Here is a 16,105-nt window from a genome sequence, read left to right as displayed (position 1 = left end):
AGATAAGGTTCCTTTTACAATATAAGAAAGTAGAACATTTTTGTACTTCGTTTTAGTGTCTAGCTCCAGGCGCCATCGGTTTGAGGAAAAAAGAAAAACCACTTTTTCCTAGGATAAAAGCCAATCCATCTAGATAGTGTTAAAAAGAGTAACCATCCAAGCCGGCTCGTCTTATGCTTGTCGCTGATAGGCGGACGCCTTGCGCTTTTCTTATGTATATACAATTTCTAGTTTGATTCTTTTTTTTAAGAAGTTAACTTAACCTTTTTCTTAGTAGTGGCCCACTTACCCCTTGTTGGGCTGTGAACCAATTCGTTATATGCTAACACATTTAAATCTCGTTGAATGGTTCTTGGTGTAATACCAAATTCGTCAACGAGTTGCTGTGTGGTCACAGTTCCCCGCTCATTAATAAACATGTAGACTGATTTGATTCTGGTTAGCATACGGTTTGTTGAAGGTTTCAAAAAACCCACTCCTTATCGTTTGATCGCACTGGCTATGCCTACTACAACCTATCGATGACTGCAAATTCAGATGTCACTTCATACATATACATAATTAATGATGTGGTTAAACATTATAAAGATATTTTACACGATCTCGACACTAATAATCCAGAGAAATGATTAAATTTACACAATATTAACATTTTTATTTATACTTGAGCAAGCGTGCTTACTTATCACATCTATATGACGCCTGTTCTGAATAGTATGACAATAAAATCATCTTTTTTCAAGTTTTTGAATCTTTTTCTATCCCTTTTCGTAAATAAAGAGGAGGATGGTGAAGGAATTGGACATTGTAACAGTGAAAATTGATGAGGCAGGTTATCAGGAAAATCAAGCTGTGATCAATAACATACAATTTACCTTACATAAAGGTGAATTAATTGGAATAATTGGCCCAAATGGTGCTGGGAAAAGTACCACTATTAAAACAATTTTAGGCGTTACTAAATATGTCAAAGGTGAAATTAAGAAACAAAAATATAGTAAATATGCATACATTCCTGAGGTACCAATCTTTTACGAACACTTAACATTGTGGGAGCATTTAGATTTATTGGCTGCTATAAACGGCATTGACGATAAAACGCTTGAAAAAAGAGCTAGTTATTATCTTGAGGTCTTTAAAATGGAAAAGGTTAAGCATGAGATGCCTGCGACCTTTTCTAAAGGGATGCAGCAAAAGGTGATGATTATTCAAGCATTATTACTAAAGCCGGATTATTATATTGTTGATGAGCCTTTTATTGGATTAGATCCAAGTGCGATTAAAATGTTTTTAACTGTTATCGAACAAGAAAAAAGTCGCGGTGCTGGCATCTTAATGTCTACACATGTACTTGACACTGCTGAAAAAATTTGTGATCGCTTTCTATTAATCTCTGACGGGACCACTGTTGCAGAAGGATCGTTAGAACAGATAAGATCAGCAAGTGAATTAAGTAATGGATCTCTCCTTGATTGCTTTCACGTTTTGGCGGAAGGGAAGTAGTATGGAATGAGAGGATATCATTTAGCGTTTAACCGTTTAAAACAAGATTGGCAGTATCAAACTAGTATTCTTCGTTCAGTTTTTGATTGGACAATTATCATTTATCTTCTTATTCCAACGCTTGTATTTGCGGGGGCAGCCTACCAATCTTGGTGGAGAACAGTCCCAGAAATGTTGAATGGCTTTTCACCGCTAATGTACTTTCTGGTATGTTTTTTCCTGATTTGTTGGCAAGGGACAATGCGTACATTTATGGACGACGCGGATCAACTTTACCTTCTCCAGTATTCTAAAAAGGTTATTGAAATGAGATACATAGGCACACTATATTCCTTGTTTCACTTATTAGTAAAATGGTTACTAGTATTTGGTCTTTTGTATCCGTTAACCAATCATTTTGAAGAAGTAGGAATTGGCAAACTTGTATCAGTTATTATCTACCTATGCAGTTTGAATTTGCTTTTGGTTGCCTATCAGCAGGTAGTCTACAACTTTCGTTTTTTTAGGAAACTATTTTTAGATGGGGTTGTATTTATTTTATTCACGTTTTTAACTATGCTTATGTTTAAGCAGATGAATATAATTACGTTAGTAATGATGGCCACTATTTTTGCTTGTTTAGCCTTATGGCAAATAAGACGTTATCAATTACAATATAAGACCTTTCATACAGATGTTGAAAAGGAAAAAACACAAAAATTAAAATACAGCAAAATGATCTTCGCAATTAATCCAGAAATTCATATGCCAAAGCTAAAAAAAGCAAAAAAACGATCGTGGGTTCTCTGGAGAAACTCAAACAGAATTTATTTACATCGGTCTCCAGAAAATGGTGTAACGGAATTATTTATCAAAGCTTTTTTTCGTGAAAAGTCTAATATCTTTAGCTATATGCAATTAGTATCAGTTACTACGATGATCATCTTTATTACGCCTATTTGGTTAAAATGGTTGATTTTTATTGCATTTTGGTTCTTCTTTAAAGAATGGTTATTGTTATTATTCAAGGATATATTAATACAAAATCCTTATTTAGCAATAGATTATGGAAATGAGAAGTATATCTTTCAAGCGCAAAAGAAATGTGAAAAGTTTTTTGTGTTACCAGGTTTCATTTTTATCTTTTTTATTACTGGATTATCCACGGTACTAAAAATCATATTATAAGATGTTGTCATACAGGAAGTTGATTTCAGTATATATTTATTTAACGAAATCATTTAGTAATCAGTTATATTTTAGTAATAAAGTCTTTAATAGAGTCCAATCTAAAGATTTTAAGCTTTCAATTTTTTCGAAATTTATCTTTTTCGTGATATGCTAATATGAGCAGAATAGATAGATCGTCATGTTAATCGGAGGGAATTTGTTTTGATTATATTAAAGAGTAAACGAGAAATTGAACTCATGCATCATGCTGGTAAATTGTTAGCTGAATGTCATAGGGAAATTGCAAAGAGAATTAAGCCAGGTGTCACTACATTGGATATAGATGAATTTGTAGATACCTTTTTAAAACAACATGGTGCAACTCCAGAACAGAAGGGGTATAAAGGTTATGAATATGCAACTTGTGCTTCTATAAATGATGAAATATGTCATGGATTTCCTAGGAATATCCCATTAAAAAATGGCGATATTGTTACAATAGATATGGTTGTTAACTTAAATGGAGCGCTTGCTGACTCAGCATGGTCCTATGCCGTTGGGGAGATTGCACCAGAGGCATCACGTCTACTACAAGTTACAGAGGATTCGTTAAACAGAGCAATTGAAGTTTCTATCGTTGGAAATCGACTAGGTGATATAGGTCATGCCATTCAATCATTTGTTGAGGCAGAAGGATTATCAGTCGTAAGAGATTTTACAGGTCATGGAATCGGTAAAACCATACACGAAGCGCCAACTGTATTACATTATGGAGAATCAAACAAAGGTCAACGATTAAAAGAAGGTATGGTACTGACAATTGAGCCAATGGTTAACATTGGTTCATGGGAATCTAAAATGGATGATAATGGTTGGACTGCTAGAACAATTGATGGAAAACTTTCAACGCAATATGAGCATACAATAGCGATTACGAAAGATGGCCCAATTATCTTAACAAAACAGTAATGCTAGATGAGATTTACCTAACCGTTTTTTAAGCTGATATATCAGGGAAAAACACACTGGGATTCAATCGCTAACTGGTTTCACTGAACTTGTAATTGTAATTGTAATCAATCTAATTAACCTATTAATAGGGTGGTTAAGCTATAAAACACAAGATAAAACGCATTGGTTAAGCTCCAATGCGTTTCTCTTTGGTTATTATATGATCCGAAGGGATGCCCCCCTATCGAATTTAAACTAATTCTACTTAAAGGGGTAAACAAAAGGAACATTCGATTTAACAACTTCAAGCCCTTTTGGTATTTATATGTAGAATAATTAAATGACTAGAGAACAAAACTTTGATTGGAGATACTTCCTACAGTAGGATTTGATGTGAACATTTGCTGTGTCTGAATGCAGGATTATTTACTTATATATTGTAGTAGTAACTTGTCGAAAGATAAACACAGGTGTATCATAATTAATAAAAATATTAATTTTGGAGGCACTTATGGATCTGGATATCTCTAAACATTCCTTGCCTGTATTCGAAGCACTTGCAAGCAATGTTCGACTTAATATTATCCAATTACTGGCAGAAAAGCCGAGAAATATGAAAGAGATAGCCGAGGCACTGGGACTAAGTAGTGCAATTATGAGCATGCATATTAAAAAATTAGAAAAAGCAGGGATTATCCGAACTGATCGTGTTCCTGGTAAAGGCGGGGTACAGAAACTATGTGTCCTTTATGTCGATAAGATGGAAATTGTCTTTCCTAAAAAAGAGGAAAGGAAAAAAGAATTTCATCAAACTGAAATTTCTGTAGGTCATTATACAGATATACTCGTGGAGCCTACCTGTGGGTTAGCAACTTCTGAGAAGATCATTGGTGAATTTGATGACCCACGTTATTTCTTTGATTCGGATCGTGTAAATGCAAAAATACTTTGGTTTTATAAGGGGTATATTGAATATAAAATACCTAATTATTTATTAGCTAGTCAACATCCTAATGAACTTGAGATTTCACTTGAACTTTCCTCTGAGGCACCTTTCACCAATTCTAATTGGCCATCTGATATTGATTTTTATATGAATGAGGTCCATTTAGGAACATGGACAAGTCCTGGTGATTTTGGTGATAACCGCGGGAAATATACACCATTATGGTGGCCAAGCGTGGTTAATCAGTATGGTCTACTAAAGAAAATTAGAGTGGCTGCTGATGGAACATATATAGATGGTAATAGACTATCCGACGTGACTATTGAGGAAGTAGAAATCAGAAATAAACAATGGACATTTCGTATTGCTGTTCGCGAAGATAGTGAGCATGTAGGAGGCGTTACACTTTTTGGAAGTGAGTTTGGCAATTATAATCAAGACATAATTTTTCAGCTTTATTATGAAAAAGGAGTTCAAAAATTAAAGTGAAAAGAATACTTCTACAACTTTGCTGGTTACAGAATGGTGAATGCGTACTATAATACATCGATATATCTATAAATAGAAATAGGGCTAAAAGGACGTAAAAGTCGTTCAGCCCTATTTCATTTTAATTATTTTGGAATTCCGTTACAGTTCACTAGCTTTTCTAAACGAAAGACTCTTTAATGTCCGCCAACAAATGCAAGTTGTATAAAGAATAAAATAGCAAAGATGTAAACAAAGAGATGAACTTCTCTCCATTTTCCTTTAGCTACTTTTACTAGTGGATAAGAAATAAATCCAAGGGCAATTCCCGTCGCAATACTAGACGTTAGTGGCATACTTAACACGACTAGAAAAGCTGGAAATGCTTCATCAAGTTCTTTCCATTTAATTTCCGCGATGGATCCCATCATTAAGCTACCTACAATGATGAGTGCGGGGGCAGTTATTGCTGAGATATCAGATACTGCACCAATTAATGGGCTGAAAAGCAGCGTTAGTCCAAATAGAATAGAGACTGTTAAAGTTGTTAAACCAGTTCTTCCACCAGCAGCGACTCCCGCCGAAGATTCTATATATGCACTTGTAGGGCTTGTTCCAAACATTGCTCCTACAGTTGTACCAGCTGAATCTGCTAGTAGAGCTGTACGTGCTTTAGGAAGTTCATTCCCTTTCATTAAGCCAGCTTGTTGAGCAACACCAATCATTGTTCCTGTCGTATCAAAGATTGTCACTAATAAAAACGAGAAGACAACAGCATATAATCCATGTGAAAATACATCACCAAAAGCATCCAGTGGATTTGATATGATGAGTCCTTCAGGTAAACTAGGTAGAGAAACAACTCCTTGGGTAAACTCAAGTTGTCCTGTGAAATAAGCAATTAATCCAGTAATAATCATGCCAATAAATAAAGCACCATGAACGTTTAAACTCATTAATACTAATGTAACTGCAAGTCCTAGTAAGGCTAACATAACTGAAGGTGAATGAAGATCACCTAATGCTACTAGGTTGTTTGGATCGGCAGTGATAATACCTGTTAGGCGAAGACCTATAAATGCTATAAATAGGCCTATTCCCGCTGTAATCCCATGTTTTAAATTATCTGGTATGGCTTCAATTAATTTTTTGCGGAAAGGTGTTAAGGATAAAATAATAAAAAGTATTCCTGCTACGAAAACAGCAGAAAAAGCTGTTGTATAGGATATATTTTCATTTGCACCGACAACTGAATAAGCGAAATACGCATTCAATCCCATACCAGGCGCTATTGCAATTGGGTAGTTGGCAGCAAGTGCCATCCAAAGTGTACCAACAATAGTTGCAATAATTGTTGCTGTAAAAACTTGATTAAATGGAACACCCGCATCAGATAAAATAATCGGGTTTACGACGACAATATAAACCATAGTTAAGAATGTAGTAATACCAGCTATTACTTCCGTTCTTACATTCGTATTGTTTTCAGCTAATTTAAACATATGTACCCCCAGTTGTTTTACGAACGTTTTTCAAAACATTTATAATAATATTCGTTTTTTGAATTTATTGCAATAGTTTTTTCTTAATTTATTATCCTGTAACTAAGGGCATTTAAAAGGAATTTTATCTAACCTTGTGAATATTGCCTTCTTATTATATACAAAATTTAAAATAATATAGAAAAGAACAATTTTACAAAGTATTGTTCTCTTTTATATTACAATAGTGTTTGTTATGGTAATACTAGAAAGCAAATGTAAAAAGATAGTAGGAGGTCTACAATGGATTGGAAGCAAGAAGTTGAAAAACGAAAAGATGAAATTATTAGAGAAACACAAGCTTACCTCCAAATAAAAAGTGTTCTAGATGAAGACACAATAACTGAGAATGCTCCTTTTGGCGAAGGAATTAATCAGGCTTTCCTTCATCTTTTGCAGTTAGGTGAGTCAGCAGATTTTACAACAAAGAACCTTGATGGATATGCGGGACATATAGAATTAGCAGGTAGTAGCGATGATGTGATGGGTGTACTTTGTCATGTTGATGTCGTTCCAGAAGGTGATGGTTGGACAAGTGATCCTTATCTTGCTGAAATAAGAGACGGAAAAGTTTTTGCCAGAGGTGCATTAGATGATAAAGGTCCAACGATTGCCGCCTTTTATGCAATGAAAATAGTGAAGGAACTTGGGTTACCTTTGACAAAAACTGTCCGAATGATTATAGGAACAGATGAGGAAAGTGAATGGCGCTGTGTGGATCATTATTTTAAACATGAGAAAATGCCTGTTCTTGGGTTTGCTCCTGATGCAGACTTCCCGATTATTTTTGCTGAAAAAGGGATAATTGATACAACGATAATCCAAAATGTTGATTTTAATGATGCTGTAGGTGAATTAGTACTTAAAAGCTTTCAATCGGGTAGACGGTATAATATGGTCCCAGATTATGCTGAAGCCATACTACAGGTAAATGGTGATTCAACAATTATTGAACAATTATTTATGGAGTTTACAAAGGAAGCGACTTTAAAAGGATATCTGAACATCGATGGGGATACGTTGACATTATCGCTTGAAGGAATATCTGCCCATGCAATGGAACCAAATAATGGGATAAATGCAGGGCTCTTACTTGCAGTATTCTTAAATAAGCTTGAACTCGACCAAAAAGGGAACCATTACATCAAAACGATTGTCGATCTCTTTGAAGCAGATACACGTGGTGTAAAGCTTAAGATTGATTTTCAAGATGAGATTAGTGGGGAATTAACAGTTAATCTAGGAGTTATGAATTATTCTGTAGAATCAAATGGTCAAATTGGTGTTAATATTCGCTATCCTGTAACAGGTGATTCAGAAAATATTAAACAAGTTTTTTCGAAAGTATCTGGTTTTGATCTCCAATCTTTTGAAGATTCACAGCCACATCATGTTGATGAGGGTCATCCACTGATTCAAACATTGAAAAGTGTATATGAAGAGCAAACAGGAGAACATGCTGAACTAATTGCCATTGGTGGTGGTACCTATGCAAGATCATTAGATGCAGGTGTTGCTTTTGGACCACTTTTTCCTGGTCGACCTGATATAGCTCATCAAAAGGATGAATATATAATAATAGACGATCTTTTAAAAGCAACAGCAATTTATGCTCAAGCGATTTATGAACTAGCCAAATAAAATAAATCTTTTCTTAGAAAATATGGTAATGTAAATATGAAAAAGGATGACTTCAATAATATTGAAGTCATTCCTTTTTTAAGTCGTTTTCTGAATAGTGCAGCTTCTTCCCGCTGCTCATATTATGTGACTGCCTCTTTTTTTATTACAAGGACTGTGATCAGAAAGAAGGAACGATATGGAAGAAATAACAACCCTGCAACAGGACCAAAGTGCAAAGACAAGAAATTTTTCTAGGTTCTATTTCTTTGTCTTTTTCGGAATAGGTTCACTTTTCCCCTTATTATGTCTCTATTTAAAAGATGAGATAGGCTTGTCAGGAAGTCAAATCGGTACAATTATGTCCATCAGCCCCGTTGTGATGATTATTGTACAACCTATATGGGGTATCCTTAGTGATCTAACACAAAAGCCTACTTTTTTATTAACTTTGGCCATATTTGTTACCTCTATTTTTGGAATGATTTATTCATTTTTAGACAGTTATATATGGATCATGATAACCGCTACCCTCCTTGCTATTGTACAAAGTGCAATCATTCCCTTATCTGACAGTATGGCAGTGAATTATGTACAAAAAACAAGGGGGCAGTACGGATCATTACGACTTTGGGGAGCCATTGGTTTTGCTGTAGCTGTATTAATTGTAGGTTGGCTCTCTGATCAAGTCGGTTTATCCGTTATATTCTATGTTTTTTCAATTACCCTATTACTCTCATGCCTATTTGCTTGGAAACTACCAAAAGAGAGTAACCCAATGAAAATAAGTATAAGGGAAGGATTTAAAGAGTTACTGAATGTTCCGAGATACTTTGTATTTTTATTTATTGCATTTTTAGTTTTAGGTCCGCTATTAGCCAATAATATATATTTTGGGATTTTAATAGCCGAACTGGGTGGAGGTCTTACTGGGATTGGGATTGCCTTTTTATTATCTGCGGGGAGTGAAGCTCCAGTTATGAGGTTTGCAAGCCATTTGATCTCAAGATTAGGAATGTTCAATCTTTTGCTTTTTGCTACGGCTATTTCTGCAATTCGTTGGTATCTATATTTTATTGAACCGCCGTTAAGTATTATTTATTTAACGACTATTGCTCAAGGGTTATCATTTGGATTGTTTATGCCTGCATCCTTACAATATGTCAGAGATTTAGCACCTAAAAAAGTAGGAGCTACAGCCATTTCTTTGTATTCAGCAATTGGGAATGGATTAGGGAACTGGTTTTGTACAATTATCGGTGGATTAATCTTAGAGGGATTTACTGTTAATCACGTTTATTTATTTTTTGGCGCTATGACATCGATAGGTTTCCTTGTATTGGTAGGGTTTAAGTTATCGGAAGTTAGAACTGGATGATGAGAGGAATTGTTATCATTTAGAAGAGAGGAACAAATCATTCCTCTCCTTTAAAGATCTATTAATCAAAAGCAAATACATCAGTTGATAAATAACGTTCTCCAGTGTCAGCGATTATACAAACAACAACATCCTCTGGTGTTAGTCGTTTTGCTACTTCTATTGATGCAAAGCAGGCTGCTCCTGATGAGGGGCCCACTAATATGCCTTCCTCGGAGGCTAATCTTCTTGTAATATCATATGCTTGTTCATCTTCAATATTGAGAATCTCATCATATACATCTTGGTTTAAAACGGATGGGATAAAGCCTGGACTTGTACCAACTAATTTATGTTTACCGGGCTTTCCGCCAGAAAGTACAGGTGAACCTGCAGGCTCAACTACGTGAACTTTTAAGTTTTTATAATGTTCCTTTAAAGCTTCTCCAGTACCGGTAATGGTTCCCCCTGTACCTGCAGATGCTACAAAGGCAGAAAGAGACTTGCCGATTTCATCCATTGCTTCAATTATTTCCTTTGCCGTTGTATGTCGATGGGCATCTGGATTCGCATGATTATCGAACTGCATCGGCATAAATGCGTTTGGTAATTGTTTTGTTAGCTGCTCAGCCTTTTTAATAGCGCCTGACATTTTTTCATCTCCAGGTGTGAGTACAACTTCAGCACCATATGCCTTTAATATATTTATACGTTCTTGAGTCATTGTATCTGGCATTACTAAGATGGCTTTGTAACCTCTTGCTGCAGCATTCATAGCAAGACCTATACCAGTGTTTCCACTTGTAGGTTCAATTATGGTTGAGTTTGGTTTTAATAGTCCTTGCTTTTCAGCCTCAAGGATCATATTAAATGCAGCACGATCCTTCACACTTCCACTTGGATTAAAATATTCAAGCTTCAAGTATACAGCTGCGCCACCTGCAGGATTAATGCGATTTAATTTGACTAATGGAGTATTCCCAATTAGTTCCGCAATGTTGTTAACTACTTTCATTATGTCACTTCCCTTTAAATTGCTATTCATTTAAAATCATACCATATCAAATTTAAAAAACCTATTGGACCACTTGGTTTAGATACCAAAGTATTAGGTAGAAGCAGTATCAGGTATATCCTAGATTTGTATTACAAGCAATTAAAGTAGGATAGAATAAATTAATGAAGTGTATCTTTCGAATATTAGGAGGTAATTTATATGAATCACCCTCATTTTTTTATTGCAGTCCCAATTAGCGAAGCGACTAAGGTGTTCATTCATCATTGGATAGAAGCGAATAAGAGTGACTTACTTTTCAAAACATGGGTCCATCAGGAAGATTACCATATAACGTTGGCTTTTTTAGGTCATGTTGAAGTAAATGGACAGTTAAGACTTTTATCAGAACGGGTAAAGGAGATTGTAGCCTCTATTCCTTCATTTGTTCTTTCATTAAAGGGACTAGATGTTTTTGGACGACAAGATAGCCCTCGTATATTTTGGGCAGCGATCGAAAATTCTTCACCTCTTCATTATTTACAAAAACAAGTGTTTCATGCCTGTAATGATGTGGGATTTAAACTTGATTCTAAACAATTCCACCCTCATATCACGCTTGCAAGAAAATGGATATCTGAGAAACCATATGTTCAAACAACAAAACTTCAACATGTTTTTGAAAACGAGAATCTTACCTTTTTAATTGAAAATATTCATCTATATCAGACACATCTTGATCAAATACCTAAATATGAATCAATAGAAGTATTTTCACTAAAAGGTAGTTGAAAATAAAATATCAAATAGTACTACATAATTTCTGTCTCAATACGATATATCATATAGGAGTATACAATGAGCATAGTTAAAAATACATAATACTTATTTCATTCTTAAATAAGGTTTTTTCGCAAAGGGAATAAGCAACGCCTTACCTATATATTTGAGAAATTAAACAAAATAGTGAGGATTCTGGTAAACAAGAGTACACTTAGCTGAGAAGTAATTTTGCAGAGGGAGTTGAATAACGGTTGGCACAATTAATTAAACTTTATGATTATATTTCTCGTTATGAACAAGATGCTTATCGTTACCCTAGTCAATTTATACGATTAAAGAGGCAACAATGGGATAAAGTATCACAAGCCTGGGAAAATAATGAATTCCATTCAGTAATGAAGGTAAGTCAAGAACAACATTCATTGCATGAAGAAACAAGTGAGAAACAATCCCTCATTAAGAGGTTTAAAGATAAATTTTCTAAAGAAGAAGGGGAAGTACCTATTATTAAACCGCTAGTCAGCGAAGCTATACTACAGGATGAAGAGCTACAATTTCAATTCACAACGATACCTAATACGGTTGATGATCTAAAGCAGTTATTTATGGATTATATTTTTAGGTTTCAAGTTAGATGGGCAAGTTCAACCCTTCGTGAAAAATCAGTAGTTGATAAAGCTGTTTATCGTGATCGAATCTTAAGTTATTTTATACAGCGACTACCGGATCATTATTTAGTCCTTTATCGACCCGTATTCCGGTTGAAGAATGCACCTGTTGAACTTGACCTTACTATAATAGGAACGACAGAAATTTATTGCATAACACTCGTCGAACTATTAGATGAAACAATTTTTACAGGCACAAAGGAAAAGTTCTGGAATGCTAGAAAAGGTGAGGACGAAAAGAAACTGCTTAGTCCGCTAATCAGTCTCAATCGAACAGGTACGGTTATACAAAAACTATTAAAAGATGCACAGGTTGATATACCTGTAAAAAAATTAGTCATTAGTCGAAACGGTTATATAGATTATCCTTTTGTACCTTATGATATTAAGATTTTAGATAAACGAACATATGAAGAGTGGTTTCAATACTTGAGGCATTCATCTGCACCCTTAAAGCATATCCAACTAAAGGCTGCACAAGTGCTACTGTCACATTGTTTAACAAATTCGTATTACCGTAAAGAATGGGACGATGAACCAACTAATGATTAGTTACTCATCTTAGAGGGACGTTTATCTGTCCTTTTTTAGTTTAGGAAATAATGAAATTTTGGTAATGGGATAAGAGCTTCGACATTAGCTCCATAGCCCAACGCCTAGTGAACTTTACTCTCCTCCAAGATAAGTCCAATATCGAATCGCTTGCGCTCTTCGTGATTCCTTTATCTAGTTGCTGAGTGCCCAAGTTCATTGTAGCTAAACGTACTCTAACGTATTTGTAATGAACATAATGAAAATACCTACATAAACTAGTATAGATAATGGAGTTTTAGACTATGAATGGTTTATTTATTATCATCAATCCTGTTGCAGGACAAGGAAAGGCAAAACGCGTTTGGAAAAGGGTAAAACGAGAGCTTGATAGAAAGAGAGTTTCTTATCGATCTTTCCAAACGGAATATCCAGGTCATGCAGAAGTACTTGCTAGACAAGTTGCAACCATCCAAAATTATCATTTAAAAACGATTATCTGTATTGGTGGGGATGGGACAATACATGAGTTAGTAAATGGCTTACGTTCATTTAATAATATAAAAATTGGGTTTATTAGTGCTGGAATTGGGAATGACTTTGCAAGAAGGTTTAAACGTTCTCGTCAGCCTGTAAAAGCAATTAGTCATATCATTCAATCAATGGATCAACCTGGAAAACGATTCGACTTAGGCGGATTTTCCCCAAAAGGAAATCAGAGTGGTCTATTTTTTATTCATTCACTGGAGATTGGGTTTCACGCGGAGGTAGTAAAAGCAGTAGAAAAGGCTTATGAAAATAAATATATCTCTATGTTGCACTTGGAATTTCTGACTTTTATAATTGGGTTTTTAAAGGTATTATTCACATATAAACCTGTTTCATTAAATGTTATTGTAAATGGGGAGAATCTCTCATATCAACAGGTTTGGTTTTTATCCACTATTAACTTACATCAAAATCAAGGGAGCGATAAATTAGCTCAATCTGATGGACCTATAGATGGAGTTCTTAACATAACAGTTGTTAAGAATATGAAGCGCTATCAGTTTCTTTTATTATATCTTCTAAATTTAACAGGAAAGCATTTGAGAAGTGAGACCTCAATTGTTAGTGATTCACTCACTGTGTGTTCAGAAAGCACTTTATCCATTCAAGCAGATGGAGATATTGTGGGAGAGACACCTGTGTCTGTTTATGTGAAAAAATCTACAGTTGAGTTCATAACGTAAATCACAATTGATAAGTTGGTATAGGTATTATACGGTCTTCAAAAGATTATTAACTGTCACTTTTCTTTGAAACCTATAATCGTAGCTAAGCTTATTGACGGTGTAGAAATCTTTTTAAAATGACTCTCATATGGGGGTGGCTAATTTGCTGACTATAAATAGACAATTTGAAGCATTTCTTGATGAACTTAATGTAATAACAATTCTTGTGCCGATAGTCTTGGAACATGATAATAAATTATTTTATATAGATATAGATAATAAGAACGAATTATTAAAATTAAAGGAAAAAATCAATTTAGGAAATCAAATGAAATATGTTTGTCAATTGTCAAAAGAAATACATTTTGGTCTAACATATATGATTATTGATGAGATTGGGAATAAAACAGATCTTCAAATTGGCTCTGTTATCCGTTCTCCTGATTTTGATCAGCTATTTGCCTACGATGGTGATGATCTTGGTGCAAGTTATCATAAGGATAAAACAATGTGCAAAATTTGGGCACCGACTGCAACTTCTGCAAAAATAAGATTATACAAACCAGATAAAACAGTTCATGCTACGTACGATATGGTCAGATGTGAGAAAGGAACTTGGTCAATACAAATGGTCGGTGATTATGAAGGATATTATTACACTTTCCTTGCGTGTGTTAATCTTGTTTGGCGTGAAGCAGTAGATCCTTATGCTATTGGAGTCTCTCTAAATGGAGAATTTGGAGTCATAATTGCCAAGGAGAAAATAGCAGTTTCACCTGTAAAAACGATCCCGATACAAAATAAAACCGATATAATAATATACGAAGCACATATTCGTGACTTTTCAATTCACGAAAATAGCGGAATGGTTAATAAAGGGAAATATGATGCATGGTTAGAAAAAAATACGAAGAATGAATCTGGTGACTCAACGGGGCTAGCATATTTAAATGAGCTGGGTGTTACACATGTGGAGCTTTTACCTATAAATGACTTTGAGGAAGTGGACGAACAAGATCCTCTTAGATCTTATAACTGGGGGTATAATCCACTTCACTTCTTCGCTCCAGAAGGTAGTTACTCTAAGGTGCCTACTGATCCTTATAAACGCATAAACGAAGTAAAATCACTTGTTCAGGCTCTTCACCAAAATGGTCTAAGAGTTATTTTAGATGTCGTTTATAATCATGTGTACTCTAAGGAAGATTCGTCTTTTGAAAAACTGGTACCAGGTTACTATTTCAGATATGATGCAAACGGAATTGCCTCAAATGGTACAGGTGTTGGAAATGATCTTGCATCTGAACGCAAGATGGCGAGGAAATTTATAATAGATTGTGCAACCTATTGGATAACTGAGTTTGATGTTGATGGCTTTCGCTTTGATTTGATGGGAATATTGGATATAGATACGATGAACGAATTACAAAGAAAAGTCGAGATACTAAAGTCAGATGCCGTTTTGCTAGGAGAAGGATGGGATTTATTCACACCGCTTCCATTAGAGAAAAAGGCAATTACCCAAAATGCAGCAAAACTTCCATCCATTAGTTTTTTTAATGATAAGTTTCGAGATGAAGTAAAAGGGAGTACTTTTAGTGTTCATGAACGTGGATTTGTGTATAATAATTTAGAGAAATTGGATCAAATTAAACAATTAATAAGTGGTTCACCCAATATGTTTTTAGAGCCGCAGCAATCAATCAATTACGTAGAATCACATGATAATCATACGTTGTGGGATCGATTTCTATCTTTTTCTCCAAAAGAGCTAGAAGAAAATCGAAGAGCTAGACATCGATTGGCAACTAGTATGGTCATTCTTTCACAAGGTGTTCCCTTTATACACGCGGGTCAAGAGTTTTTCAGAACAAAAAATAGTGTGGAGAACAGTTATAATTCTCCTGATGAAATAAATTGTTTAGATTGGGATCGTCGTTCAATCTATAAAGAAAATATTGACTATTTAAAAGGATTAATTAAACTAAGGAAGTTGCATCGAGCATTTCGATTACCTTCAACAGAGCTAATAAAAAAACATCTTGTTTTTACGAGTGAGCATTCTGAGCTTCTTTCGTATCAATTACAGAATGTAAGGCATTTTGGACCTTGGGAGACGATTTATGTCGTGCATAATACTCAATATGAACAACAAAGAACGTTAACCCTACCAGATGGAAATTGGAAAATGGTAGTCAATCCTGATGAAGTTAACTTAGAGGGTTCAGCAATATTAAAAGACCGGTTTGAAATAACCAAAGTAGGAACGTATATTCTCTGTAAAAGCAACGAATATTAGTTTTTCTTGACTAGGCTTATCAATAGGAGATAAAATTTAAAAGGGATGGCTATTGTGCAATTTTCTCTAATCACCAATAGC

At 34.9% G+C, this 16,105-nt stretch carries 13 protein-coding genes; 10 read left to right on the top strand and 3 right to left on the bottom strand.

Translation table 11 applies throughout. The features are described 5' to 3' along the window. Nucleotides 1-245: 245 nt before the first annotated feature. Nucleotides 246-467 carry a DeoR family transcriptional regulator gene (locus AC6CHR_RS05450; protein ID WP_498247507.1) on the bottom strand — a complete coding sequence of 74 codons (222 nt, stop codon included), beginning with the start codon at nucleotides 465-467 and terminating at the stop codon, nucleotides 246-248. Between the two features lie 319 nt (nucleotides 468-786). On the opposite strand from AC6CHR_RS05450, the gene AC6CHR_RS05445 reads away from it, so the two are divergent. The 4 genes from AC6CHR_RS05445 to AC6CHR_RS05430 all read left to right on the top strand — a co-directional run bounded on the left by AC6CHR_RS05445 (nucleotide 787) and on the right by AC6CHR_RS05430 (nucleotide 5,038). Then, the gene (locus AC6CHR_RS05445; protein ID WP_498247506.1) at nucleotides 787-1,503 is read left to right on the top strand and encodes an ABC transporter ATP-binding protein; all 717 of its coding nucleotides are present in this window, start codon (nucleotides 787-789) and stop codon (nucleotides 1,501-1,503) included. 6 nt (nucleotides 1,504-1,509) lie between these two features. After that, entirely contained in the window at nucleotides 1,510-2,670 is a 1,161-nt protein-coding gene (locus AC6CHR_RS05440; RefSeq protein WP_498247504.1) for an ABC transporter permease, read from the top strand. 204 nt (nucleotides 2,671-2,874) lie between these two features. Next, entirely contained in the window at nucleotides 2,875-3,621 is a 747-nt protein-coding gene (gene map / locus AC6CHR_RS05435; RefSeq protein WP_498247503.1) for a type I methionyl aminopeptidase, read from the top strand. A 493-nt stretch (nucleotides 3,622-4,114) separates the two neighbouring features. Beyond that, complete coding sequence (locus AC6CHR_RS05430) at nucleotides 4,115-5,038, top strand: ArsR/SmtB family transcription factor (RefSeq protein WP_498247502.1); 924 nt, start codon at nucleotides 4,115-4,117, stop codon at nucleotides 5,036-5,038. A gap of 176 nt (nucleotides 5,039-5,214) precedes the next feature. Here the strand turns inward: AC6CHR_RS05430 and AC6CHR_RS05425 are convergent, their stop codons facing one another. After that, entirely contained in the window at nucleotides 5,215-6,519 is a 1,305-nt protein-coding gene (locus tag AC6CHR_RS05425; protein ID WP_498247501.1) for an NCS2 family permease, read from the bottom strand. Nucleotides 6,520-6,801: 282 nt separating this feature from the next. Here AC6CHR_RS05425 and pepV point away from each other — a divergent pair, with 282 nt between their 5' ends. Next, nucleotides 6,802-8,199: a dipeptidase PepV gene (gene pepV, locus AC6CHR_RS05420; RefSeq protein WP_498247500.1), complete on the top strand. Its 1,398-nt coding sequence runs from the start codon at nucleotides 6,802-6,804 to the stop codon at nucleotides 8,197-8,199. A 178-nt stretch (nucleotides 8,200-8,377) separates the two neighbouring features. After that, the gene (locus tag AC6CHR_RS05415) at nucleotides 8,378-9,556 is read left to right on the top strand and encodes an MFS transporter (protein ID WP_498247499.1); all 1,179 of its coding nucleotides are present in this window, start codon (nucleotides 8,378-8,380) and stop codon (nucleotides 9,554-9,556) included. 61 nt (nucleotides 9,557-9,617) lie between these two features. Here the strand turns inward: AC6CHR_RS05415 and cysK are convergent, their stop codons facing one another. Next, nucleotides 9,618-10,550: a cysteine synthase A gene (gene cysK, locus AC6CHR_RS05410; RefSeq protein ID WP_498247498.1), complete on the bottom strand. Its 933-nt coding sequence runs from the start codon at nucleotides 10,548-10,550 to the stop codon at nucleotides 9,618-9,620. A gap of 201 nt (nucleotides 10,551-10,751) precedes the next feature. On the opposite strand from cysK, the gene thpR reads away from it, so the two are divergent. From thpR to pulA, 4 genes are all read left to right on the top strand, one after another. Then, entirely contained in the window at nucleotides 10,752-11,321 is a 570-nt protein-coding gene (gene thpR / locus AC6CHR_RS05405; RefSeq protein ID WP_498247497.1) for an RNA 2',3'-cyclic phosphodiesterase, read from the top strand. A gap of 242 nt (nucleotides 11,322-11,563) precedes the next feature. Next, entirely contained in the window at nucleotides 11,564-12,532 is a 969-nt protein-coding gene (locus AC6CHR_RS05400) for a nuclease-related domain-containing protein (protein ID WP_498247496.1), read from the top strand. A gap of 284 nt (nucleotides 12,533-12,816) precedes the next feature. Further along, a complete protein-coding gene (locus AC6CHR_RS05395; RefSeq protein WP_498247495.1) occupies nucleotides 12,817-13,743 on the top strand; it encodes a diacylglycerol/lipid kinase family protein in 927 nt (308 codons plus the stop codon). A 145-nt stretch (nucleotides 13,744-13,888) separates the two neighbouring features. After that, complete coding sequence (gene pulA, locus AC6CHR_RS05390) at nucleotides 13,889-16,024, top strand: type I pullulanase (RefSeq protein WP_498247494.1); 2,136 nt, start codon at nucleotides 13,889-13,891, stop codon at nucleotides 16,022-16,024. Nucleotides 16,025-16,105 lie beyond the last annotated feature (81 nt).

The organism is Metabacillus sp. GQ13, assembly GCF_059758525.1.
This window is presented reverse-complemented; position numbering and strand designations above follow the sequence as displayed.